The organism is Castellaniella caeni NBRC 101664, assembly GCF_001592225.1.
Lineage (GTDB): Bacteria > Pseudomonadota > Gammaproteobacteria > Burkholderiales > Burkholderiaceae_B > Castellaniella > Castellaniella caeni.
Genome location: NZ_BCWN01000005.1, coordinates 180,678 through 202,724 on the forward strand (window position 1 = coordinate 180,678; position 22,047 = coordinate 202,724).

At 65.9% G+C, this 22,047-nt stretch carries 23 protein-coding genes and 2 tRNA genes; 14 read left to right on the plus strand and 11 right to left on the minus strand.

What is annotated here, in order from left to right; translation table 11 throughout:
- Positions 1-8: 8 nt before the first annotated feature.
- Together CCA01S_RS05295 and erpA are read left to right on the plus strand one after the other, a co-directional pair.
- The gene (locus tag CCA01S_RS05295; RefSeq protein WP_066455083.1) at positions 9-761 is read left to right on the plus strand and encodes a DUF6776 family protein; all 753 of its coding nucleotides are present in this window, start codon (positions 9-11) and stop codon (positions 759-761) included.
- The gene (erpA, locus tag CCA01S_RS05300) at positions 748-1,113 is read left to right on the plus strand and encodes an iron-sulfur cluster insertion protein ErpA (protein ID WP_066455085.1); all 366 of its coding nucleotides are present in this window, start codon (positions 748-750) and stop codon (positions 1,111-1,113) included. Before CCA01S_RS05295 ends, erpA begins: the two co-directional genes overlap by 14 nt.
- A 16-nt stretch (positions 1,114-1,129) precedes the next feature.
- Here erpA and CCA01S_RS05305 read toward each other — a convergent pair whose 3' ends face one another.
- Positions 1,130-2,251 (minus strand): anhydro-N-acetylmuramic acid kinase, encoded by a 1,122-nt coding sequence (locus CCA01S_RS05305; protein WP_066455091.1) that lies wholly within the window; start codon positions 2,249-2,251, stop codon positions 1,130-1,132.
- A 59-nt stretch (positions 2,252-2,310) separates the two neighbouring features.
- Positions 2,311-3,636 carry a M23 family metallopeptidase gene (locus tag CCA01S_RS05310; protein ID WP_084386510.1) on the minus strand — a complete coding sequence of 442 codons (1,326 nt, stop codon included), beginning with the start codon at positions 3,634-3,636 and terminating at the stop codon, positions 2,311-2,313.
- A gap of 247 nt (positions 3,637-3,883) precedes the next feature.
- Between CCA01S_RS05310 and tyrS the strand changes: the two genes are divergently transcribed.
- From tyrS to CCA01S_RS05345, 7 genes are all read left to right on the plus strand, one after another.
- A complete protein-coding gene (tyrS, locus tag CCA01S_RS05315) occupies positions 3,884-5,110 on the plus strand; it encodes a tyrosine--tRNA ligase (RefSeq protein WP_066455093.1) in 1,227 nt (408 codons plus the stop codon).
- Positions 5,111-5,127: 17 nt separating this feature from the next.
- Positions 5,128-5,760, plus strand: coding sequence for a YbhB/YbcL family Raf kinase inhibitor-like protein (locus CCA01S_RS05320; protein ID WP_066455094.1), 633 nt, complete (start codon positions 5,128-5,130; stop codon positions 5,758-5,760).
- 82 nt (positions 5,761-5,842) lie between these two features.
- Complete coding sequence (glyA, locus tag CCA01S_RS05325; protein ID WP_066455096.1) at positions 5,843-7,087, plus strand: serine hydroxymethyltransferase; 1,245 nt, start codon at positions 5,843-5,845, stop codon at positions 7,085-7,087.
- Positions 7,088-7,126: 39 nt separating this feature from the next.
- On the plus strand, positions 7,127-7,594 hold the full coding sequence (nrdR, locus tag CCA01S_RS05330) for a transcriptional regulator NrdR (protein ID WP_066455099.1): 468 nt from the start codon (positions 7,127-7,129) through the stop codon (positions 7,592-7,594).
- Complete coding sequence (gene ribD / locus CCA01S_RS05335) at positions 7,581-8,738, plus strand: bifunctional diaminohydroxyphosphoribosylaminopyrimidine deaminase/5-amino-6-(5-phosphoribosylamino)uracil reductase RibD (protein WP_066455101.1); 1,158 nt, start codon at positions 7,581-7,583, stop codon at positions 8,736-8,738. Before nrdR ends, ribD begins: the two co-directional genes overlap by 14 nt.
- Before the next feature lie 77 nt (positions 8,739-8,815).
- Entirely contained in the window at positions 8,816-9,451 is a 636-nt protein-coding gene (locus CCA01S_RS05340; RefSeq protein WP_066455104.1) for a riboflavin synthase, read from the plus strand.
- A 51-nt stretch (positions 9,452-9,502) separates the two neighbouring features.
- Positions 9,503-9,593, plus strand: a tRNA-Ser gene (locus CCA01S_RS05345).
- A 102-nt stretch (positions 9,594-9,695) separates the two neighbouring features.
- Here the strand turns inward: CCA01S_RS05345 and CCA01S_RS05350 are convergent.
- From CCA01S_RS05350 to CCA01S_RS05370, 5 genes are all read right to left on the minus strand, one after another.
- Complete coding sequence (locus tag CCA01S_RS05350; protein ID WP_066455107.1) at positions 9,696-10,661, minus strand: branched-chain amino acid ABC transporter permease; 966 nt, start codon at positions 10,659-10,661, stop codon at positions 9,696-9,698.
- A complete protein-coding gene (locus CCA01S_RS05355; protein ID WP_232304975.1) occupies positions 10,658-11,557 on the minus strand; it encodes a branched-chain amino acid ABC transporter permease in 900 nt (299 codons plus the stop codon). Before CCA01S_RS05355 ends, CCA01S_RS05350 begins: the two co-directional genes overlap by 4 nt.
- Positions 11,554-12,288 (minus strand): ABC transporter ATP-binding protein, encoded by a 735-nt coding sequence (locus tag CCA01S_RS05360; protein WP_066455108.1) that lies wholly within the window; start codon positions 12,286-12,288, stop codon positions 11,554-11,556. The genes CCA01S_RS05355 and CCA01S_RS05360 overlap by 4 nt, the downstream gene beginning before the upstream one ends.
- Positions 12,285-13,043 carry an ABC transporter ATP-binding protein gene (locus CCA01S_RS05365; RefSeq protein ID WP_066455109.1) on the minus strand — a complete coding sequence of 253 codons (759 nt, stop codon included), beginning with the start codon at positions 13,041-13,043 and terminating at the stop codon, positions 12,285-12,287. Before CCA01S_RS05365 ends, CCA01S_RS05360 begins: the two co-directional genes overlap by 4 nt.
- Before the next feature lie 79 nt (positions 13,044-13,122).
- Positions 13,123-14,385 (minus strand): ABC transporter substrate-binding protein, encoded by a 1,263-nt coding sequence (locus tag CCA01S_RS05370; RefSeq protein ID WP_066455111.1) that lies wholly within the window; start codon positions 14,383-14,385, stop codon positions 13,123-13,125.
- Positions 14,386-14,668: 283 nt separating this feature from the next.
- Here CCA01S_RS05370 and CCA01S_RS05375 point away from each other — a divergent pair, with 283 nt between their 5' ends.
- A complete protein-coding gene (locus CCA01S_RS05375) occupies positions 14,669-15,820 on the plus strand; it encodes a M20 aminoacylase family protein (protein WP_232304976.1) in 1,152 nt (383 codons plus the stop codon).
- Positions 15,821-15,923: 103 nt separating this feature from the next.
- Here CCA01S_RS05375 and CCA01S_RS05380 read toward each other — a convergent pair whose 3' ends face one another.
- From CCA01S_RS05380 to gloB, 4 genes are all read right to left on the minus strand, one after another.
- Positions 15,924-16,406 (minus strand): DUF4262 domain-containing protein, encoded by a 483-nt coding sequence (locus tag CCA01S_RS05380; protein WP_066455115.1) that lies wholly within the window; start codon positions 16,404-16,406, stop codon positions 15,924-15,926.
- An 83-nt stretch (positions 16,407-16,489) separates the two neighbouring features.
- Positions 16,490-17,272, minus strand: a complete 783-nt coding sequence (fabI, locus tag CCA01S_RS05385) for an enoyl-ACP reductase FabI (RefSeq protein ID WP_066455118.1) — start codon at positions 17,270-17,272, stop codon at positions 16,490-16,492.
- An 86-nt stretch (positions 17,273-17,358) separates the two neighbouring features.
- On the minus strand, positions 17,359-18,759 hold the full coding sequence (locus CCA01S_RS05390) for a transglycosylase SLT domain-containing protein (RefSeq protein ID WP_066455121.1): 1,401 nt from the start codon (positions 18,757-18,759) through the stop codon (positions 17,359-17,361).
- 7 nt (positions 18,760-18,766) lie between these two features.
- Positions 18,767-19,576 carry a hydroxyacylglutathione hydrolase gene (gene gloB / locus CCA01S_RS05395; RefSeq protein WP_066455123.1) on the minus strand — a complete coding sequence of 270 codons (810 nt, stop codon included), beginning with the start codon at positions 19,574-19,576 and terminating at the stop codon, positions 18,767-18,769.
- Between the two features lie 33 nt (positions 19,577-19,609).
- Between gloB and CCA01S_RS05400 the strand changes: the two genes are divergently transcribed.
- From CCA01S_RS05400 to CCA01S_RS05415, 4 genes are all read left to right on the plus strand, one after another.
- Positions 19,610-20,359, plus strand: a complete 750-nt coding sequence (locus CCA01S_RS05400) for a class I SAM-dependent methyltransferase (protein WP_066455125.1) — start codon at positions 19,610-19,612, stop codon at positions 20,357-20,359.
- Between the two features lie 50 nt (positions 20,360-20,409).
- Positions 20,410-20,874, plus strand: a complete 465-nt coding sequence (gene rnhA / locus CCA01S_RS05405; RefSeq protein ID WP_066455127.1) for a ribonuclease HI — start codon at positions 20,410-20,412, stop codon at positions 20,872-20,874.
- A complete protein-coding gene (dnaQ, locus tag CCA01S_RS05410) occupies positions 20,874-21,638 on the plus strand; it encodes a DNA polymerase III subunit epsilon (protein WP_066455130.1) in 765 nt (254 codons plus the stop codon). Before rnhA ends, dnaQ begins: the two co-directional genes overlap by 1 nt.
- A gap of 109 nt (positions 21,639-21,747) precedes the next feature.
- Positions 21,748-21,822 (plus strand) — tRNA-Val (locus tag CCA01S_RS05415).
- Positions 21,823-22,047 lie beyond the last annotated feature (225 nt).

The following is a 22,047-nucleotide window of genomic DNA, read 5'->3' on the forward strand; positions in this document are numbered from 1 at the left end:
AGACCACCATGGCTCAACAGCCCTCGCAAGCAGGCGGGTTCAGCCGCTGGCTGGTGCGCAAGCTCAAGATGGCGCTGGCTTTTCTCGTCGTCTTCGTGGCGGGGGCCGTGGCCATGCACCTGGGCATGCACGCGGGCGACCACGCCAAAATGCAGGCCTTGCAGGCGCAAGTGCGGGATCAGCAGGCCAGCCTGGCCCAGGCCCAGGCCGCCCAGGCGGCGGCACAAAGCGCGGCCGACGTGCAGGCGGGCACCCAGCGTGCCCTGCAAGACAAGGTAGCCCAGCTGCAGCAGCAGCTGGGGCAGGTGCGCGATCAGCTGGCTTTCTACGAGCAGCTCATCCCGCCAGGGCCGGCGGGGGCGGTGGCGGTGCGTGCCTTCGACGTGCAGCCCGAGGGCGATTTCCTGCACTATCGCGTGCTGCTCTCGCGCAATGCCGCCGCGGGCGCCCAGCCCTTCAAAGGCCGCATGCGGTTTGTGGCATTGGGCACTTCGCAGGGCAAAGCCGTTAAAATCCAGCTTTCACCCCCGCAGACCCCGGAAGCCGACCAGACCCAGGCGGCTGCCGGGGCTGCCGATCCCCTGGCGCTGGTATTCGATCAGTTCCAGCGCAGCACGGGGGTCTTGCAGTTGGCGCCAGGCCTGCAGGTGCAGTCCGTGCGCCTCGAAATCCTCGAAGGCGATACCGTGCGCGCCACCCAGGATGCTGCCTTGAACCGTGCGGCCTCGCCCGCACAGGAGCCCCACCATGACAGTCATTGAACAAGCCAACCTCGACGTGCCACCCAGCCCGCTCGTCTTCACCGATGCCGCCGTCGCCAAAGTGCGCGAACTGATGGCCGAAGAAGGCAATGCCGCGCTCAAGCTGCGCGTCTTCGTGCAGGGCGGGGGGTGTTCGGGCTTTCAGTATGGCTTCACCTTCGACGAAGACGTGGCCGAAGACGACACCACCATCGAGCGCGACGGGGTGCAGCTGCTGGTCGATGCGATGAGCTTCCAGTATCTGGTGGGCTCTGAAATCGACTACAAAGACGATCTCGAAGGCTCGCAGTTCGTCATTCGCAATCCCAATGCCAACACCACCTGTGGCTGCGGATCTTCCTTTGCGCCGTAAGCAGTCCTGACCGCCTCTAAGCGGGATACAGACAGCCGGCAATCGATGCGTGCCGCGCGCCGGTGACGGCGGGCAGGCAGGCCGGGTAGCCGGTCACGTGCGCGTGTGCCAGCCAGGCGAAGGCCAGCGCTTCCACCGATTGCACGGGCACTCCGTAGTCCGCCGTGCTGGCCAGGCGGCCCGGCAGGGCCTGCGTCAGGGCCTGCATCAAGACCGGGTTGAGCGCACCGCCGCCGCAGGCCAGCACTTCGCGCGTGTCGGGCGCTTCGCGGCACATCGCCTGGGCGATGGTTTGCACGGTGAAGCGCAGCAGCGTGGCTTGTACGTCCGTAGGGTCGGGGCGCGTGGCTGACGGCAGCTGATCCAGACAGGCATCCAGCCACGCCAGGCTGAACAGGTCGCGGCCTGTCGATTTCGGCGCGGGCAGGGCCAGCCAGGGTTCGGCCAACAAGATTTCCAGCAGTGCATCGTGGCAGCTGCCTTGTGCGGCCCAGCGGCCCTCGTGGTCGTAGGGCTGGCCCAGGTGACGCTGGGCCCAGGCGTCCATCAGCATGTTGGCCGGCCCGGTGTCGAAGCCGCGCACGGGGTTGCCCAGCGCCGTGAGGTTGGCGATGCCGCCCAGATTCAGGACGGCCCGGCCCGCGTCCCAGCCAAAGCGGGCGGCATGGAAGGCCGGCACCAGCGGCGCGCCTTGCCCGCCTGCCGCCACGTCCCGGTTGCGGAAATCGGCCACTACGGCGATACGGGTGCGCTCGGCCAGCCGGGCCGGGGCGTTGAGCTGCAATGTATAGCCCGCCTCCGGGGCATGGCGCACGGTCTGGCCGTGCGCGCCGATGGCGCGGATGTCCTGGGCGGACAGGCCGGATTGGCGCAGCAGGGCGCGCACGACCAGGGCATAGCAGTCGGCCAGCCGGTTGGCCGCGCGCGCTGCGCGCGCCAGCTCGTTGGTGCCTGGTGTGTTCAGGGCCAGCAGTTCGCGGCGCAGCATGACGGGCAGCGCCCTGCTGGCGCTCGCCAGAATCCGGATGGTGTCGTCGGGGGCGGCGGGCGCGTCCGCCGGGCCGATGTGCGCCAGCACGCCGTCCACGCCGTCGGTGCTGGTGCCTGACATCAGGCCGATGAAGTAGGGGCTGTGCATGGCGGTTTGGGCCGGGCCGCGCCCGCAGCGGCGCGCAGGGCGCGCGCGCCGTGGCCGCTTCAGCGTTCGGCCAGCTGGATGCGGCTTTCCTGCAGGCGGGCCAGCAGCTGGATTTCAGGCTGGTAGCGCGCCACCGTGGCCTGGAAGGCCTTCTGGTCGCGGGCTTCGAGCGTGCGTGCCATGGGGAGGTCGGTGGACAGCGGATCAACTGGCTGGTTGTTGATACGGAATTCGTAGTGCAGGTGCGGCCCCGTGGCCCAGCCGGTGGAGCCAACGTAGCCGATCAGGTCGCCCTGCTGCACGTGGTCGCCTTTCTTGAGGCCCTTGGCAAAGCGGCTCTGGTGCGCGTAGAGGGTGGAATACTTGCCGAAATTCTTCAGGATGATGACGTTGCCGTAGCCGTTTTGCTGGCCGATGAATTCGACGGTGCCATCCGCCGTGGCGTGGATGGGCGTGCCCGAGGGCGCCGCGTAATCGACGCCCTTGTGGCCGATCCACTTCTTGTGGATGGGGTGCATGCGCATGCCGAAGGTGGAGCTGATGCGGGTGAACTTGATGGCGGTGCGCAGGAAGGCGCCCTTCAGGCTGGCGCCCGAGAAATCGTAGTAGCCGCCCTGGCCTTGGGCGGTTTCGAACCAGACGGCGCTGTAGGCCTTGTCTTTGTTGATGAATTCCAGGGCGCGGATGTGGCCCGCGCCGACTTCTTCGCCGTCGTGCATGTAGGCGTCGTAGACGATGCGAAAGCGGTCGCCCTTGCGCAGGTCTTTGAGGAAGTCGATGCGGCTGCCCAGAATGTCGACCATTTCCATGGTGATGCTGTCGGGCAGCTGGGCCTCGTCGGCGGCGCCAAAGAGCGAACTGGAGATTTCGCCCTCGGCGACGCGGGTTTCGCGCACGGCGGCGGTGGTGCGTTCGTGGGCGCTGAAGCCGTCATGGCCGTCGGGGCGCACTTCCAGCCAGGCCGATTCGATGCCGGACTTTGCCGTGCTGCCGGGCGTGTGGGCGTAGCGCAGCCACATCATGTGGCCCTGTTCGTCGAGGGCCGCCTGCACGGTGCGGCCCGGATACAGCTTGTAGATGGAGCGGGCGCTGGCGTCGTGCGTGAGGAAGGCGAGCAGGCCGTCTTCATTGATGCCCAGGCGGCGCAGCAGGTCTGCCACCGTGTCGCCGCGACGGATGCGGGTGGAGGCGATGTAGGGGTCGGTGCTGTCGGCTTGCTGGCCCATGGGGGGCAGGTCGAGTGTCTGGCGCGCCTGGAAGACGGGTTCGGGCGGTGTGGCAGGCTGGACGACCGCCAGTGCGGCTGCGGTGAGGAACAGGCCGCCAGCGGCAAAGAGCAAACTGCGGGTAATGTGGCGTCGTGTCTGGTGGAAGGCAGGCATCATGGGTAAAGGGGGTGAATTCAAGCGGTACGACGAACCCACGCCCGTCTGGCGGGCGTGGCGACTTCGAGGAAATTTGTACCGCCTGGACGACACGCTGGCAGCTGCGGGAGCCTCTGCTAATATGAGGCTCTACCGCGTCGTTCAGGCGTCGAATGTGTTGTACAGAAGCTGCGAAGGCACGTTATGCTAGCGCATTGCTCTACGCTTTTCGAGCCTTTTTTCAATTTATCTGATATTAGCGTCCACCATGTCGTCCATTCCTGCCCCCGAAGACCCCCAGATTGCCGACGATCTGCGCGTGGCTCAGCGGGGCTGTGACGAGCTTCTCGTTGCTTCCGAATTCGCCACCAAGCTGGCCCGCAGCCGCGCCACCGGCGTGCCCCTGCGCATCAAGCTGGGGCTCGACCCCACCGCCCCCGACATCCACCTGGGGCACACGGTCGTGCTCAACAAGATGCGCCAGCTGCAAGACCTGGGCCACACCGTCATCTTTCTCATTGGTGACTTCACCGCCCAGATCGGCGACCCCAGCGGGCGCAACACCACGCGCCCGCCGCTCACGCCCGAGCAGATTCGCAGCAACGCCGAAACCTATTATGCGCAGGCCAGCCTGGTGCTCGACCCGGCGCGCACCGAAATCCGCTACAACTCCGAATGGAACGACCAGCTGGGCGCGCGCGGCCTCATCCAGCTGGCCTCGCGCTACACCGTGGCCCGCATGATGGAACGCGACGACTTCACTCGGCGCTTCAAGGGGGGCATCCCCATCTCGGTGCACGAATTTTTGTATCCGCTGCTGCAGGGCTACGATTCCGTCGCGCTCAAGGCCGACCTCGAACTCGGCGGCACCGACCAGAAATTCAACCTGCTGGTGGGCCGCGAACTGCAAAAAGAATACGGACAAGAGCCGCAGTGCGTGCTCACCATGCCGCTGCTCGAAGGCACCGACGGCGTCGAGAAGATGTCCAAGTCCAAGGGCAACTACATCGGCATCACCGAGGCGCCCGATTCCATGTTCGGCAAGCTGATGTCGATTTCCGACACCCTCATGTGGCGCTACTTCGAGCTGCTGTCGTTTCGCTCGCTGGGCGACATCGCCGCCCTGCAGGCCGAGATCACGGCGGGCCGCAACCCGCGCGACGCCAAGGTGCTGCTGGCGCAGGAAATCGTCAACCGCTTCCATGGCGCGGGCCAGGGCGAACAGGCGCTCGAACACTTCAATGCGCAGTTTCGCGATGGCGCCATGCCCGAGAACATGCCCGAAGTCACGGTGGGCGCGGCGCCCCTGGGCATACTCAAGATCCTGCGCGAGGCGGGCCTGGCCTCGTCCGCGTCCGAAGCGCAGCGTAATATTGAACAAGGCGGCGTGCGCATCGACGGCGACCGCATCGAAGACAAATCCCTGCTGCTGTCGGCGGGTACGTACGTGATGCAAGTGGGCAAGCGCAAGTTTGCGCGGGTCACTTTAACCTAGGCAAGTCCGGAGGGCTCATGAAACTGCATAGCGAATCTTTCCCCGATCAGGGGGTCATCCCCGAGCGCAATGCGTTTGGACGCATCGATCCGCAAAGCCATGTGGCCCTGGCTGGCAATCGCAACCCGCACCTGGCCTGGTCGGACGTGCCCGACGGCACGCGCTCGTTCGTCGTGCTGTGCGTCGATTCCGACGTGCCCACCAAGCCCGACGACGTCAACCAAGTGGGGCGCGAGGTGCCCGCCGACCTGCCGCGCACCGATTTCTACCACTGGGTGCTGGTCGATGTGGGCGCCGACGTCCGCGCGCTGGCCGAAGGCAGCTATTCCAACGGCATCACGCCGCGCGGCAAGGCGGGGCCGCTGGCGCTCGACGGCACGCGCCAGGGCCTCAACGACTACACCGGCTGGTTTGCGGTCGATCGCGACATGAATGGCGATTATTTCGGCTACGACGGGCCGTGCCCGCCCTGGAACGACTCGATCATCCACCACTACGCCTTCACCGTCTACGCGCTCGATGTGGCCGAACTCGACGTCTCGGGCCGCTTCACGGGGGCGCAGGTCAAGGCCGCCTTGCAGGGCCATGTGCTGGCGCAGGCCAGCATCAGCGGCACATACACGCTCAACCCGCGGCTGCATGCGCTGTAGGCGGGCTGCTTCGCGCTAGAATGGGCCGGTTTCCCCTTGCTTGACCGCTTTCGTTCATCGTCCTTCGTCTTCAGGAACCTTCATGTTTGACCGCTCTCGCACCCTCGATCAGGCCGACCCCGACATCTGGGCCGCCATCCAGAAAGAAAATGTCCGCCAGGAACAGCACATCGAGCTGATCGCCTCCGAAAACTACGCCAGCCCCGCCGTCATGCAGGCCCAGGGCACGCAGCTCACCAACAAGTACGCCGAAGGCTATCCCGGCAAGCGCTACTACGGCGGCTGCGAATACGTGGACATCGTCGAACAGCTGGCCATCGATCGGGTCAAGGCCATCTTTGGTGCCGAGGCGGCCAACGTGCAGCCCAACTCGGGGTCGCAGGCCAATCAGGGCGTCTACATGGCGGTGCTCAAACCGGGCGATACCGTGCTGGGCATGAGCCTGGCCGAGGGCGGTCACCTCACGCACGGCTCGCCGGTCAACGCGTCGGGCAAGCTGTACAACTTCCACTCGTACGGCCTGGATGCCAACGAGGTGCTCGATTACGACAAACTCGAAGAACTCACCCGCACGCTCAAGCCCAAGCTCATCGTGGGCGGCGCGTCGGCCTATGCGCTGCGCATCGACTTCGAACGCATGGCGCGCATCGCGCACGACAACGGCGCCCTGTTCATGGTCGATATCGCCCACTATGCGGGTCTGGTGGCGGGCGGCGTGTATCCCAACCCCGTGCCGCATGCCGATTTCGTCACCACCACCACGCACAAGTCGCTGCGCGGCCCGCGCGGCGGCGTCATCCTGATGAAATCCGAATTCGAGAAAATCATCAATTCCGCCATCTTTCCGGGCATCCAGGGCGGGCCGTTGATGCACGTCATCGCCGCCAAGGCCGTGGCCTTCGGCGAAGCCCTGCAGCCCGAATTCAAGGCGTACGCCCAGCAGGTGGCGACCAACGCCCGCGTGCTGGCGGACACGCTGGTCAAGCGCGGCCTGCGCATCGTGTCGGGGCGCACCGAAAGCCACGTCATGCTGGTCGATCTGCGCGCCAAGGGCATTACCGGCAAGGCGGCCGAGGCTGCCCTGGGCCAGGCGCACATCACGGTCAACAAGAACGCCATCCCCAACGACCCCGAAAAGCCGTTCGTCACCAGTGGCATCCGCCTGGGCACCCCGGCCATGACCACCCGTGGCTTCAAAGAAGCCGAGGCCGAACTCACCGGCAACCTCATTGCCGACGTGCTCGACCACCCCGACGATGCCGACAACATCGCCCGCGTGCGTGCACGCGTCAACGAACTCACGGCGCGTCTGCCGGTGTATCGTTAAGCAACCGGAAGGGCGCCGCCAGCGGCGCCCGATGCGCAGATGAAGTGTCCGTTCTGTAGCAGTCCCGATACCCAGGTGGTCGATTCCCGGGTATCCGAAGAAGGCGACACCATCCGTCGTCGGCGGCGTTGCGCGCGCTGCGACCGGCGCTTCACCACCTACGAGCGGGTCGATCTCATGATGCCCGCCGTGGTCAAGCGCAACGGCACCCGGGCCGACTTCGACCCGGCCAAGCTGCGCGCCAGCATGAGCCTGGCGCTGCGCAAGCGCCCCGTCCCCGCGCAGGCGGTCGATGCCGCCGTGGCGCGCATCCAAGAGCGGCTGCAAACCAGCGGCAAGCGCGAAGTGCCCTCCGGCTACGTGGGCGAACTTGTCATGGACGAACTGCGTCGGCTCGACCAGGTGGCGTACGTGCGCTTTGCCTCGGTCTACCGCAGCTTCGAGAACATCCACGAATTCGTGCGGGCCATCGATGAGTTCCGCGCCATCGGCGATGACGAGCGCTGAGTCCGCCCGCTTTTCGACCGAAGACCACCGCTGGATGCGGCGTGCCCTGGCGGTGGCCGAACAATCCCTGTTCCTGAGCAACCCCAATCCGCGGGTAGGCTGCGTGCTGGTGCGCGATGGCCACTGGTTGGCCGAGGGCAACACCCAGCCGGTGGGCGGGCGCCATGCCGAGGCGCAGGCGCTGCACCTGGCCGCTGGGCAGGGGGTCGATGTGCGTGGCGCGACGGCTTACGTCACGCTCGAACCCTGCAGCCACCGGGGGCGTACCGGGCCGTGCGCCGATGCGTTGCTGGCGGCGGGGGTCGCCCGGGTGGTGGTGGCTTTGCAAGATCCCAACCCGCAGGTGGCTGGACGCGGCATTGCGCGCCTGCGGGCTGCGGGCGTACAGGTGGACGTCGGCCTGTTTGCCCATGACGCGCTGGCGCAGAACCCTGGGTTCTGCGCCCGCATGACGCGCGGCACGCCGTGGCTGTGGCTGAAGTCCGCCAGTTCGTTCGACGGCCATACGGCGCTGCCCGACGGGCGCTCGCAGTGGATCACCGGCGATGCGGCACGGGCCGACGGGCACCGCTGGCGCGCCCGGGCCTGCGTCGTGCTCACGGGCATCGGCACGGTCATGGCCGACGATCCGATGCTGGACGTGCGCGCCGTGCAGACCACGCGCCAGCCGGTTCGCGCGGTGCTGGATACACAATTCATCATTTCCGAGCAGGCGCGCCTGTTCAATGGCGATCCGGTCTGGATTTTCACCGCGCGCCCGGACGCCGCCAAGGCGGCGCGGCTGGCGGGGCGCAACGTCAAGGTCGTGGTGCTGCCCACCGGCCCCAGCGGCGCCATCGACCTGCGCGCCTTGATGCAGTGGTTGGGCCAGCACGAGATCAACGAGGTGCACGTCGAGGCCGGCGCGCGGCTGCAGGGCGCCTTGCTGGCTGGGCAGCACGTGGACGAATGGGTAAGCTATGTCGCCCCCTGCGTGCTCGGCGACGGCCTGAGCCTCGCCGCCTTGCCGACGCCTGTCCTGTCCCTCGAGGCCGCCTATCGCTATGAATTCGTCGAGACGCTGCAGCTGGGCCAGGACATCCGCCTGCGCCTGCGCGACCCCGACCGCTGGCAGGCCCTGCGCCTGGCGTGCGGCCTGAGCTGATTTCGCGCCCCGCCGCAGGCGGGGCAGTCCGCGGCCGGGCGCCAGCGCCCGCGCCGTCACCCAACGGGATACTGACCATGTTTACTGGAATCATCGCGGCGGTTGGCCGCATCACTCGCGTACAGCCGCTGGGCGCTGCGGAAGAGGCCGGCGTGCGCCTGTCGATCGATGCCGGAGGGCTGCCGCTGCAGGCCAGTCGCCTGGGCGACTCCATTGCCATCCAGGGGGCCTGCATGACGGTCGTGGCCCTGGACGAGGGTGCTTTCGACGTAGACGTCTCGCGCGAGAGCCTGCTGCGCACCTGCGGCCTCGATCGTGAGGGCGAGGTCAATCTGGAACACGCCTTGCGCCTGGGCGACAGCCTGGATGGGCACCTGGTGTCGGGCCACGTGGACGGGGTGGGGCGTGTCACGCTGCTCGACGCCGTGGGTGAATCCACCGAACTGCGCATCATCGTGCCCGCGCACTTGTCCAAGTACCTGGCGTACAAGGGTTCCATCACCGTCAACGGGGTGAGCCTCACCGTGAACCGGGTCGAGGACGAAGAAGAAGGCACCGAGATTTCCATCAACCTCATTCCGCACACGGTGCAGGTGACCACTTTGCGCAACCTGCAGGTCGGTTCGCCCGTCAACCTCGAAATCGACATGATTGCCCGTTACGTCGAGAGAATGGTGGGCGGCATGGGGGTGGCGGCGCCTTTGGCGCCTTGATCCGTGTTAGAATGCTTGACTTCGTCTGCAGCGCAGCTTGCCGGACGTGCAGGACAGGTGGCCGAGTGGTTGAAGGCGCACGCCTGGAAAGCGTGTATACGTGAATAGCGTATCGGGGGTTCGAATCCCCCCTTGTCCGCCAAAGTTTCTAAGTTGTTGATTTAGAAGGGAAGCAATCCATACGGTTCCCTTCGATTACCGCCTTTGTTCTCTTTCTGGTACACAAGGCAGGTACACATGGGTTCTACCGCTTGCCGGGCCCTTCGACGCGCGCACCGTGCGAGATGACGGCTTCTTCGCCGATCAGGCCGCGGGGCCGGAAGATCAGCATCAGCATCAGCACCAGGCCGATCAGGATGATCTGCGCGGCGCCGCCTTTCACCTGCAGGTCGGCGGGCAGGATGTATTGGGCGAAGCTGCCGCTTACCGTCCAGACGGCCCACATCAGCAGGGCGCCCAGGATCGCGCCCTTGTTATTGCCGCTGCCGCCCACGATCAGCATCGTCCAGATCTGAAACGTGAGAATCGGCAAAAAATCTTCCGGGCTGATGTAGCCGACGAAGCTTGCGTACAGGGCGCCACCCAGTCCCATGATGGCTGAGCCAATCACGAATGACTGCAACCGGAAGGCAAAGGGGTTTTTGCCCAGCGAGGCGGCGGCCACCTCGTCTTCCCGGATCGCCTTGAGCACGCGCCCCCAGGGTGAACGCACCATGGCTTCCAGGGCAATGTAGATGATGGCGGTGGCCAGGATCATGAAGCCCAGCATCAGGACGTTGCGACCCAGCACCGACAAATGCAGGCCTGGCAGCAACCGGGGGATGCTGGTGGCGCCCTCGGCTCCGCCCGTCAGCCAGGCGGCGTTCAGCGCGATCAGCTGAAAGATCGCGCCGATGCCGATGGTGACGATGGCCAGATAGTCTTCGTGCAATCGCAGCGTCGGGATGCCGACGATCCAGGCGCTCAAGGCCGCCGCGGCGGCGGCTCCGATCAGGCCCAGCAGGAACGGCAGGTGCAAGCCGCCCAGGTGGTTGGCGTAGCTGGGCCCGCACAAGATGGCGAAACTGTAGGCGCCCACCAGGAAGAAGCCGCAGACTCCGATGTTGAACAGGCCGGTGTAGCCCCATTGCAGGTTCAGGCCCAGGCAGACCACGGCGTAGATCAACGCCTGGATGAGGAAAAAGATCAGATAGGAACCCAGGCCGCTCATGACCGGTCTCCCAGCAGGCCTTTGGGATAGACCAGCAAAATGATGAACATCAGCAGGAACCCGATGGCGGGCATGTAGGCGGGGCCGATGAAGGGCACGGACAGCGACTCGGCCAGGCCGATCACGAGGCCGCCCAGCACCGCGCCGTAGATGCTGCCGATTCCGCCCAGGATGGCGGCGGCGAACATGGGCAGGATCAGGTTGAAGCCCATGTCGGGCGCGATCTGCACCGTCAGGCCGAACAGCACGCCGGCGACGGCGGCGAAGCTGCCGCCCACGATCCACGTCCAGCGGATGACGCCTTGCACGTGGATGCCGGTGACGCTGGCGAGCGCCGGATTGTCCGAGACCGCGCGCATGGCCTTGCCCAGGCGGGTGTGCGACAGGAACAGATGCAGGCCCAGCATCATGATCGCCGTCACGAGCAGCACGAAGAGCTCGTCCGCCGTCAGGCGCAGGCCAGGCAGCAGCCGCAGCGCGATGGCGATATTGCGCGAATAGTATTCGGGCTGCGAGCCCCAGATGAAGATGACCAGGTTGCGCAGCAGCAGCGAGGCGCCAAACGAGGCGATGACCAGCGTCACCTGGATGTTGCTCTTGCGCAGCATGCGAAACAGCAGCCAGTCCAGCAGCAGGGCCAGGCCCGCTGTCAGCACGCCCGCCAGCAGCAGGGCGACGATGAGGCCCCAGCCGAAGCTGAAGGGCCCCAGCGTGCTGCTGGCGCCTGCAAACAGCGTCACGAAGACCAGGGCGAAGTAGGCGCCGAAGGTGAGAAACTCGCCGTGGGCGAAGTTGGCGAAGCGCAGGATGTTGTAGGTGAGTGTCAGGCCGATGGCGCCCAGGGCCAGCGTGGCCCCCAGGATGACGCCGTTGGCGGCGTATTGCAGCAGCATCATGATGCGGCCCCCCGCATGCCCAGGTACAGCGCCCCGACTTCGGGGTCGTCCAGCAGCGACCGGGCCGCGCCGTGGATGCGGTCGCGCCCCTCGGCCAGGATGCAGGCACTGTCGGAGATCGCCAGCGCCGCCTTGGCGTTCTGTTCCACCAGCAGGATCGTGATGCCCATCTCGCGGATGTCGCGCAACTTGGCGAAGACCATCCCGACCATCTTCGGCGACAGCCCCGCCGACGGTTCGTCGAGCATGATGAGCCGGGGCTCGGCCATCAGCGCGCGCCCGATGGCCACCATCTGCCGCTCGCCGCCCGACAGTGTGCCCGCCGCCTGTCTGCGCCGTTCCCGCAGATGCGGGAAAACCGCGTAGATGCGGGTTGCCCTGCGTTTGAGTTCCGTCCGGTCGGGTTCCACATAGGCGCCCATCTGCAAGTTTTCCTCGATGCTCAGGCGCGCGAAGATGTTGTCGGTCTGCGGGACATAGGCCAGGCCGCGACGCGTCATGAGATGCGTGGGGACGCCGGTGATGTCTTCGTCGAAGAGTTCGACGTGGCCCGCGCGCACCGGCACGAGGCCCGCGATGGCCTTGATGAGGGTGGATTTTCCCGCCCCGTTGGGCCCCAGCACCGTGACGATTTCGCCGCGCCGCACCTGGATGTCGATGCCGCGCAGAATATCGACCTCGGGCGTGTAGCCCGCCACGAGCCCTTGGACGTGTAAAGCCAGGCCAGTCATTGTGGGGCGCCTCCGAGGTAGGCGTCGAGCACGCGCGGGTCGCCGCGCACGGCGTCGGGCGTGCCCTGCATCAGCAGCCTGCCCTGCGCCATCACCAGCACCGGGTTGCACAGCGCGGCGATCAGCTCCATGTTGTGCTCGATGATGAGAAAGGTCATGCCGCGCGCATGCAGTTCGCGCAGCTTGTCCATGATGACGGCCAGCAGGCTGGGGTTGACGCCAGCGCCCGGTTCGTCGAGCAGGATGAGCTGCGGGTCGGCCATGAGCACGCGGGCCAGTTCCAGCAATTTTTGCTGGCCACCCGACAGATTGCGAGCGTATTCGCCTGCCAGGCGATCCAGGCCCACGAAATCCAGGACGTCCTGCGCGCGGGCGCGGCAGGCCTGCTCTTGTGCGCGCACGGCGCCCCGCCTGAACCAGTTGTTCCAGAAACGCTCGCCCGCCTGCCCGGCGGGCACCATCATGGTGTTTTCCAGCACGGTCATGGCGGCAAAGGGGCGGGGGATCTGGAAGGTGCGCACCAGGCCCGCGTGAAAGATGCGATGGGGCGCCAGGCCCTGAATCGGCCGGCCCTGGAAGACGATTTCGCCCGAGGTGGGCCGGTGCAGCCCGGCAATCGTGTTGAAGAGCGTCGTCTTGCCCGCGCCATTGGGGCCCACCAGGCCCGTGATGGTGTGCGCCTGCAAGGTGAAGCTCACCCCGTCCACCGCGTGCAGGCCGCCGAACTCCTTCACCAGGTTTCTGACTTCCAGCATGATCTGCGTCCTTGCGCCGGGGCGCCGTGCAAGGCGTCCCGTGTGCCCATGTCTCCGTCCGTGTCCTGGCCCGGCGCGCCTAGTGGGCGCCCGCCTGTTGCCGCAAGGCGGCGATCTGCTCCACCGTCACCATGCCGGTGGGCTCAACCTTGCCTTGATTGACCGACCAGACCACCATCGGCGCATTGATGTCGCCGTACTGGTCGAACTGCAGCGGCCCCGAGGCACCCACGTACTGGATAGGCTTGTGCTCGGCCAGCAGCTTGGCGGCTTTTTTCAGCTGCGCCACACCGGCATAAATCTTCTCGCCCTTGGGGTCGGTCACTTTGCGGATGCTGTCGCGGATGGCCGTCCCAGTGTGCCGGCCGGCATATTCCATGGCCAGGCCCACGAGGACGGTGCCGTCATAGGCGTTGGTGATGTAGGCCTGCGTGGGCAGGCTGCCGAATTTCGCCTGGAACTCCTGCTTGAATGTGGTGAGCGACGGCGTGGTCACCGATCCGGCGGCCGTGCCGTGCACGTCCTTCATGTATTGCAGGCCCACGTCGTTGGCGAAGGTCTGCGATTCCAGGCCGTCGGGAAACAGGAACTTCTGCGGGCCGCCGTCCGAAATCCACTCGCGCGCGATCGTCGTGCCGTCGCCCGGGTAGCCGATGAGAAAGAGGGCGTCAGGGGCGGGGTTGAGCGCCTGATCCACTTCCGAGCGGTAGGACGGCTGGCTGGGGTTGTAGACCACGTTTTGCGTCACGGTGCCGCCCAGCTTGCCAAAGGCGTCGGCGAACTCGTCACTCAGGCCTTTGCCGTAGGCATTGTTCAGGTACAGGATGGCGACCTTCTTGTAGCCCTGATCCAGGGCGACCTTGGCCATGGCGATGCCTTGCAGCGCGTCGGACGGCGTGGTGCGGAACCAGTAGCCGCCCGTCTTGCCGTCCTTGCCCAGCTGGGTGAACGTGGGCGAGGTCGAGGCGGGCGAGATCAGCACGACCTTGCTGGGCGTTGTGACCGAGGTCAGGATGGCGGCGCTCACCCCGCTGGAAAGCGCGCCGACGATGGCAGGCACGTGCTGCACGTCCACCAGTTTCTTGGCGGCATCCACGCCGACCGAGGCGCTGGTCTGGTCGTCCAGCAGGGACAGGCTCAGCGTGCAGGTCTTGGCCGTCTTGGCGGCGTTGAGGTCGGCGACCGCCAGCTGCGCCCCCTTGGCGATCTGCTGGCCCAGCACGCCCAGCGAGCCGGTGAGCGACATGACGCTGCCCAGGGTGGTGGTGCAGGCGGCGTGCGCCGAACCCAGGCTGAACGCGCCAGCCAGTGCCGCGCAGATATAAAGCATCTTTTTTGACATGACAGTACCTCTTGGTGGAAATTCGACCCGCCAACACTGTTGACTGTCTTCAAGAAGTACGGCATGGCCAGCAGCCCGGCAGGCTTTCTGCTGCGTATATCCGGGTAGGAGCGCAAAGTGGAGAAATAGTTCAGATTGAGATACGAATTAATACGTGTTGTCAGGACGCACGGGGGGGCCGTCTGGCCGGGCCCGTTGCGGGAACGGGCGGGGGCGAGGGTGGTGGCCGGGTGTGCTATCTTCCCTGCGGGAATCCCCCTTCACTTGCGTTCAAGGAGCCCTCGTGCTGAACCCCGACATCGCCGCTCTGGCGGAAGAAATGGCCGCCTGGCGGCGCGACATCCACCAGCATCCCGAACTGGCTTTCGACGAGCATCGCACCTCGGCCAAGGTGGCGGGCCTGCTGCGTGCCTGGGGGCTGGAAGTGCATGAGGGGTTTGGCGAGACCACGGCGGTGATCGCCGTGCTGCGGGGCAACCTGGGGGCCGGGCGCAGCCTGGGCCTGCGGGCCGACATGGACGCCCTGCCCATGGACGAGCAGACGGGTGTTGACTACCGCTCGGTGCACGAGCATGTCTTTCATGGCTGCGGGCACGATGGCCATACGGCCATTTTGCTGGGGGCCGCAAAATACCTGGCGACCCACCGCGATTTTGCCGGCACGGTCAATTTCATTTTCCAGCCAGCGGAAGAAACCCTGGCCGGTGGCCTGGCGCTGATGCGCGCCGGTCTGTTCGAGCGGTTTCCGTGCGATGAAATCTACGCCCTGCACAACAACAACTGCATCGCGCTGGGGCAGGTCGGCGTGCGGGTCGGCGCCATCCTGTCGGCCTGCGACTGGTTCCGCATCCACATTACCGGGGTGGGGACGCATTCCGCCATGCCGCACAAGGGGGTAGACCCCATCGTGGCTGGTGCCGCGCTCGTGCAGTCCCTGCAAAGCGTGGTCAGCCGCAACGTCGATCCGCTGGACGTGGCCGTGCTCAGCGTGTGCCAGTTTCATGCCGGGACGGCGATCAACGTCATCCCCGGCACGGCACAGCTGGAAGGTACGCTGCGTACGCTCTCGCCGACGGCGCGCCAGGTGGCGCTGGATGGCTTGCAGCGCGTCTGCGACGGGATTGCGGCCACCCATGGCTGCGGCGTCCGCTTCGAGCACCTGCAAAGCTCGCCTGCCACCGTGAATGCGTCCGAGCAGACGGACGTCGTGCGCCAGGCTGCCGCCGCTGTGCTGGGGGCGGATCAGGTGATCGATTGTCCGCCGCTGATGGCCTCGGAAGACTTCGCCTACATGCTGCAGCAGCGTCCAGGCGCGTATTTTTTCCTGGGCCACAACGGCCTGACCTGCCATCATCCCGGTTTCGATTTCGACGACGACACCCTGTCCACGGGTGTGGCGCTGTTCGCGGAGATCGTGCGCCAGCGCCTGGGCTGATCCGGATCGTGCGGCGGCCAGGGCGGGCGTTTGCCCCGGCCGGAGCGGCCTGTGCCCGGCCAGAAGGGCGGTGGTCGGCGTTCTTGTCGTCGGCGCGCCCTGGTCAGGCGGGGGCAGCCCCCCATAGCGCCTGCTGCGGGCACTCCGCCGCGTCGTAGGCGGCATCGCCGGGAAACCGGCCTTCGGGGTCGGCCCAGACGATCTGGAACACTTTGATCGATTCGCCAAAGCGGCTGCTGGCCTGGGCCACGCGCTGCGTCAATACAAAGGGCGTGGAGACGTCTTTCAGCAGGACGGGGATGCGTACCTCGGGGCCGGGCCGCGCGCCGTCGATCAGGCCCTCGTGCTTGCGCGCATAGGCCACCACGTCGGCGATGACGTCCATGGCCAGGCTGTGATCGAGCGCGCCGGTGAGGATGAGTTCGGGCAGCTGCGCGCGCGCCAGGCCAATGGTGTGGATGAACCAGGTGGCCGGCGCCATGTCGTCGTCGGCGACGATGAGGTGGGTGTAGTCGTGCCACTTGAGCTTGTCTTCGAGAAAGCCCTGCAGCTTGTTGCGGTTTCGTTCCTGTTCTGACAGTGCCACGGTGATCTGCCTGAGTACCTGTTGTCGGGCGTCCGCCGGGCCGGTGTGGTGCGCCCGGCCTGGCGGCGCGTCAGACCTGATTATCAGTCCATGCCCGGGACGGTGTTCGAGAACCCGCAATCCACGTGCAGGATTTCGCCGGTGATGCCGGCGGCCAGATCGGACAGCAGGAAGGACGCCGCGTTGCCCACGTCTTCGATGGTGACGTTGCGCCCCAGCGGCGATTGCGACTCGACGTATTTCAGCATGTTGGAGAAGTCGCGGATGCCGCTGGCGGCCAGGGTCTTGATGGGGCCCGCCGAGATGCCGTTGGCGCGCAGGCCTTTTTTGCCGAGCGACTTGGCCAGGTAGCGCACGCTGGCTTCCAGCGAGGCCTTGGCCAGGCCCATCATGTTGTAGTTGGGGATGGCTTTTTCCGCACCCAGGTAGGTGAGCGTGAGCACCGAGCCCTTGCGCCCTTCGAGCAGCGGCAGCGCGGCCTTGGCCAGTGCCGGGAAGCTGTAGGCCGAGATGTCGTGGGCGATGCGGAAGTTCTCGCGCGTCATGCCGTCGAGGAAGTCGCCTTCGAGCGCATCGCGCGGCGCGAAGCCGATGGAGTGCACCAGGCCGTCGAGGCCGTCCCAGCGCTCGCGCAGGGCGGCGAAGGTGGCTTCGATCTGGGCGTCGTCGGCTACGTCGCAGGGGATGACAATGTCGCTGCCCAGGTCTTTGGCAAAGCCACGCACGCGCTCTTCAAAGCGCTCGCCGACGTAGGTGAGGGCCAGTTCGGCCCCCTGGGCGCGGCAGGCGTGGGCGATGCCGTAGGCAATGGAGCGATTGGAGAGCACCCCGGTGATGAGGATGCGTTTGCCGGTGAGAAAACCCATGGTTGCTTGCCTTTTGTGATCTGAAAGAAGTTTTTGTATTGCCTGGTGCGAAGAGTTCTTCACCTCAGCGCCTGCAGGCGCCTATTTCATCCCTGTACCTCTGAGCCTGGGACGCGCAGGCGTTGGCCGGTGGACAGCGAGGTGTTCTTGAGATTGTTCAGTTTGCGCAGGGCGTCCACCGACGTGTTGTAGCGGCGGGCCAGGGAAAAGAGCGTGTCGCCCTTGCGTATGGTGTGGGTGCGCACGCTGGGCTGCGCGGTGCGCGGGCGGGCGGGCCGCGCGGGGGCGGCGGCCGGGGCGCGGCTGGCCAGGCGCACGGCGGGCGACTCGGGCTTGTCGGGCGAGTAGGACGCCAGCTGGACGCCGCCTGCGGGGGCTGGGGCGGCGTTGGCCGCCGGCACCAGCAGCGTGGCCACGGTGGCGCGGGTGTCGCGCGGGCCCAGGTTGTTGGCCTGGCGCAGCTGAGTGAGCGTGATGCCGTTGGCCTTGGCGATGCTGGCCAGCGACTGTCCGCGCTGCGGATGCACCACCTGCCAGGAAGACAGACGCCCGGTGTAGGTCTTGAGGTTGTCGTTGAAGGCCTCGACCTTGTCGAGCGGCAGGTGCAGCGCCGGGTTGTGCTCGCCCAGGATGACGGGCTTGTTGTAGGAGGGGTTGAGCGCCTTGAAGTCTTCGATGGGCATCTCGGCCAGCGCGGCGGCCACGGCGACGTCCATGTCGCGCGTCTTGTGGACGGTGGTGAAATAGGGCGTGTTATTGACGCGTGGCAGGGTGATGCCGTACTTTTCGGGGCGCGCGATGATGTTCTTGATGGCCTGCAGCTTGGGCACGTAGTTGCGCGTTTCGTCCGGCATGTCGAGCTGCGTGTAGATGGGCTGGCGGTCGTTGCTGGCGGCCTTGTCCATGGCGCGCTTGACAGCGCCCTCGCCCCAGTTGTACGAGGCCAGGGCCAGATACCAGTCGCCCTGGAAGTCGTACAGATAGCTCAGGTAGTCGAGCGCGGCCTGGGTCGAGGCCACCGGGTCGCGCCGCTGGTCGCGCCAGCGGTCTTGCTGCAGCTTGTAGTGCAGGCCCGTGCTGGGGATGAATTGCCACAGACCCGAGGCCTGCGAGCGCGACAGGGCGTTGGGGTCGTAGGCCGATTCGACAAAGGGCAGCAGGGCCAGTTCAGTGGGCAGGCCGCGGCGATTGAGTTCATCGACGATGTAGTACAGGTACTTGCCCGCGCGCTGGCTCATGAGCAGCACCGACTGCGGGTTGGACGCGTAGTAGTTCGTCCAGTAATCGACCTTTTCGCTGTGCAGATTGGGGATGGCGAAGCCGCGCCGGATGCGATCCCACATGTCGCGTGGCGGGTGGGTGAGATCGACGGTGCGCGAGGTGTCCTCTGCCACGTAGGCCTGGCGCTGTTTGTTGGAGTTCGTCTGGGTGGCGCAGCCAGCCAGTACCACCAGGATCAGCGGCAGGAGCAGTCGCAGGAATTTCATGGGTGGATCATTTGAATTCGTTCTTCCATCGGCGCAGGCAGGCGAAGACCTCTTGCGGTGAGTTCAGCGGAGATGCAGCATAGCGGCTGGCCGCGGCCCGAACGTCCGGGTGATGGGTGCGCAGAAACGGGTTGCTCTGCAGCTCGAGCCCCAGCCGTGACGGCACGGTAGGCAGACCCTGAGCGCGCAGCCGCGCCGTATCCTGGGCACGCGCCTGCAGGGTGGCGTTGGCCGGTTCGACCTGCAGGGCCCAGCGGATATTGGCCGCCGTATATTCGTGTGCGCAGCACACCAGGGTATCCGGCGGCAAAGACCCGATTTTACCCAAGGATTCGACCATTTGTGCAGGGGTGCCTTCAAAGACGCGTCCGCAGCCCGCCGCGAAGAGGGTGTCGCCGCAGAAAACCAGCGGCTGATCGGGGGCCAGCAGCCCCGCGTAGGCGATGTGTCCGGCGGTGTGGCCGGGGATGTCCAGCACCTGAAATTGCAGGCCGGTCAGGGGCAGGGTGACGGTGTCGCCTTCGCCCAGTGGCACGTCGCAGGCCGGGAGCTTTTCGTGTCGTGGCCCGTAGACGCGCGCCCCGGTTCGCTGTTGTAATGCACGCACGCCGCCGGTGTGGTCGGCGTGGTGGTGGGTGATCAAAATGGCTTCCAGGTTCAGGCCCGGCGTCAGGCGGGCCAGGACGGGCTCGGCCTCGCCGGGGTCGACCACAATGGCATGACCATTTTTTTGTACCATCCAGATATAGTTGTCGGAGAGCGCCGACACCGGGGTCAGGGTGGCGGGCGTGTCTTGGTTTGGGGCAGTTGGTTTCATGGCAAAGGAGTCATAGCAGTGCCGCAGCGCGCAATGCCGATCGAATTGGCGGAATGGCTGGAAACCCCGATTGGGCAGTACGTGCGCGCCTGGGAGCAGCGCCAGGTGGATGCCCTGGTGAGCAACGCCTTTGGCTATCATGCCGTGCAGGTTGGCCTGCCCCACTGGGATTTGCTGCAGGCCAATCGTATCCCGTACAAGGCCTGGGCGCATAGCCCCGAGGCTCCCTTCGGCACCCGGGCCGGGCGCCTGATCTGCGAGCCCGAACAGTTGCCCTTCGATTCTCAGAGCATCGACCTGATCGTCATGCCGCACACTCTCGAATGGTGCATCGACCCGCACCAGGTGCTGCGCGAGGTCGAGCGCGTGCTGATGCCCGAAGGCCGCGTGGTGCTCACCGGCTTCAACCCGTACAGCCTGTGGGGCCTGCGCGAGTCCCTGCCCGGGCTGGCCCTGCAGCTGCCGGTCTCCGTGCCGTCCCAGGTGTCGCCCGCGCGGCTCAAGGATTGGTTCAAGCTGTTATCCTTCGAGCTCGATCGCGGCCGCTTCGGTTGCTACGTGCCCTTGTGCACGTCGCCCGTCTGGCTGCGTCGTTGGCATTTCATGGAACATGCCGGTGACCGCTGGTGGCCTGCGGGCGGGGCGGTGTATGCGATTGCCGCCGTCAAGCGCGTCAGCGGCATGCGGCTGGTGGGGCCGGCCTGGCGCAAGGGCCGCAAGCGGCGTGTACGCCGGGCGGCGGTGGCGCCGGTCGCCAACCAGGTTGAAGACAGCCAGCGCTGAGCACGCCGCCCGCGGACGCGGGGCATTGAAAGAAAGGATTCAAGATTCACATGGCAGAACCACAGACGGCACAACCGCGGGTGGACATCTGGACGGACGGCGCCTGCAAGGGCAATCCCGGGCCAGGCGGCTGGGGCGCCTTGCTGCGCCAGGGACCGCACGAGAAAACCCTGCATGGGGGCGAACCCGGCACCACCAACAACCGCATGGAACTTCTGGCCGTCATTCGCGCGCTGCAGGCGCTCAAGCGGCGCTGCGTCGTGACGGTGCATACCGATTCGGTCTACGTGCAAAAGGGCATGACTCAATGGCTGCCCAACTGGAAGCGGCGCGACTGGCGCACCGCCGACAAAAAGCCGGTGAAAAACGCCGATCTCTGGCAAGACCTCGATGCGCTCGCCAGCCAGCATGAACTACACTGGCGCTGGGTCAAGGGCCACGCGGGCGATCCGGGCAACGAACGCGCCGATGCCCTGGCCAACCAGGGTGTGGCCGAGCTGAAAGGAAAACCGTGATGCGTCAAATTGTGCTGGATACCGAAACCACGGGCCTGGAACCGGCCCAGGGTCACCGCGTGGTCGAGCTGGCCTGCGTCGAGATCGTCAACCGACGCGTCACGGACAAACACCTGCACCTGTACCTGAACCCCGATCGCGACAGCGACCCTGAAGCGCTGCAGGTGCACGGACTGACCACCGAGTTCCTGTCCGGACATCCGCGCTTTCCCGAAATCGCCCAGCAGCTGATCGATTTCGTGCAGGATGCCGAAGTCATCATCCATAACGCGGCGTTCGACGTCAAATTCTTGAATGCCGAACTGGCGCGCGCCAAGCTGCCGCCCTTTACCGAGTTCTGCGGCAAGGTCACCGATTCGCTGCTGGTGGCGCGCGAGATGTTCCCCGGCAAGCGCAACAACCTGGATGCCCTGTGCGACCGCTTTGGCATCTCCAACGCCCACCGCACACTGCACGGCGCCTTGCTCGACTCCGAATTGCTGGGCGAAGTCTGGCTCGCCATGACGCGCGGACAGGATTCCCTGCTGGGCGACCTGGCCGAAGAGCCCGCCACCAAGACGGGCGCGCAGGCGGCCACGGGCGCGTCGGCGCGCGTCGATGTCTCGGCGCTGCCGGTCGTTACGGTCACCGAGGCCGAACAGGCCGCGCACGAGGCCTATCTCGACGGCCTGGACAAAGCCGCCGGAGGCCGCAGCCTGTGGCGCGAAATCGAATCGCCCGCGATGGACACGGCGGACGAGACCGCGTCGCCAGCGGCCAAATAGCACGTCGCGCTGGTTACGCTTCAGCAGGCCCGTCCGATTTCAGATATAATCTCGTTCTTTCCAGTCGGCTGCCTCGTGTGTTGCACACTTTTCAGGGTAGCGCCCGATTGGGCGGTTAGCTCAGTGGTAGAGCACTGCCTTCACACGGCAGGGGTCACAAGTTCGAACCTTGTACCGCCCACCATATAATTCTTATAAAATCAATACGTTACGCTAAACGGATGTTTTGCCTTGGCTAGCCAGTACGCAAAACAGCCTCAAAAATTAGGCTCTCACGTTTTGTGTGGAAAGAATCTCCATCAAGCGACATGCTGCATCGCAGCAGTATAAGGGTTTGAAGGCAAATGTCTGAGCTTGCCCGCAATCAGGTAGCACATGCCTCCGATATCTCGGCGTTGACAACATTAAA

Excerpts from the sequence above, each read along its gene's own strand:
- CCA01S_RS05400 (WP_066455125.1), top strand. The coding sequence starts at position 19,610 with ATGCCGATCGAATTGGCGGAATGGCTGGAAACCCCGATTGGGCAGTAC.
- CCA01S_RS05310 (WP_084386510.1), bottom strand. The coding sequence starts at position 3,636 with ATGATGCCTGCCTTCCACCAGACACGACGCCACATTACCCGCAGTTTG.
- nrdR (WP_066455099.1), top strand. The coding sequence starts at position 7,127 with ATGAAGTGTCCGTTCTGTAGCAGTCCCGATACCCAGGTGGTCGATTCC.
- dnaQ (WP_066455130.1), top strand. The coding sequence starts at position 20,874 with ATGCGTCAAATTGTGCTGGATACCGAAACCACGGGCCTGGAACCGGCC.
- erpA (WP_066455085.1), top strand. The coding sequence starts at position 748 with ATGACAGTCATTGAACAAGCCAACCTCGACGTGCCACCCAGCCCGCTC.
- fabI (WP_066455118.1), bottom strand. The coding sequence starts at position 17,272 with ATGGGTTTTCTCACCGGCAAACGCATCCTCATCACCGGGGTGCTCTCC.
- CCA01S_RS05390 (WP_066455121.1), bottom strand. The coding sequence starts at position 18,759 with ATGAAATTCCTGCGACTGCTCCTGCCGCTGATCCTGGTGGTACTGGCT.
- tyrS (WP_066455093.1), top strand. The coding sequence starts at position 3,884 with ATGTCGTCCATTCCTGCCCCCGAAGACCCCCAGATTGCCGACGATCTG.
- rnhA (WP_066455127.1), top strand. The coding sequence starts at position 20,410 with ATGGCAGAACCACAGACGGCACAACCGCGGGTGGACATCTGGACGGAC.
- CCA01S_RS05295 (WP_066455083.1), top strand. The coding sequence starts at position 9 with ATGGCTCAACAGCCCTCGCAAGCAGGCGGGTTCAGCCGCTGGCTGGTG.
- glyA (WP_066455096.1), top strand. The coding sequence starts at position 5,843 with ATGTTTGACCGCTCTCGCACCCTCGATCAGGCCGACCCCGACATCTGG.
- ribD (WP_066455101.1), top strand. The coding sequence starts at position 7,581 with ATGACGAGCGCTGAGTCCGCCCGCTTTTCGACCGAAGACCACCGCTGG.
- gloB (WP_066455123.1), bottom strand. The coding sequence starts at position 19,576 with ATGAAACCAACTGCCCCAAACCAAGACACGCCCGCCACCCTGACCCCG.
- CCA01S_RS05305 (WP_066455091.1), bottom strand. The coding sequence starts at position 2,251 with ATGCACAGCCCCTACTTCATCGGCCTGATGTCAGGCACCAGCACCGAC.
- CCA01S_RS05320 (WP_066455094.1), top strand. The coding sequence starts at position 5,128 with ATGAAACTGCATAGCGAATCTTTCCCCGATCAGGGGGTCATCCCCGAG.
- CCA01S_RS05370 (WP_066455111.1), bottom strand. The coding sequence starts at position 14,385 with ATGTCAAAAAAGATGCTTTATATCTGCGCGGCACTGGCTGGCGCGTTC.
- CCA01S_RS05355 (WP_232304975.1), bottom strand. The coding sequence starts at position 11,557 with ATGATGCTGCTGCAATACGCCGCCAACGGCGTCATCCTGGGGGCCACG.
- CCA01S_RS05360 (WP_066455108.1), bottom strand. The coding sequence starts at position 12,288 with ATGACTGGCCTGGCTTTACACGTCCAAGGGCTCGTGGCGGGCTACACG.
- CCA01S_RS05350 (WP_066455107.1), bottom strand. The coding sequence starts at position 10,661 with ATGAGCGGCCTGGGTTCCTATCTGATCTTTTTCCTCATCCAGGCGTTG.
- CCA01S_RS05365 (WP_066455109.1), bottom strand. The coding sequence starts at position 13,043 with ATGCTGGAAGTCAGAAACCTGGTGAAGGAGTTCGGCGGCCTGCACGCG.
- CCA01S_RS05340 (WP_066455104.1), top strand. The coding sequence starts at position 8,816 with ATGTTTACTGGAATCATCGCGGCGGTTGGCCGCATCACTCGCGTACAG.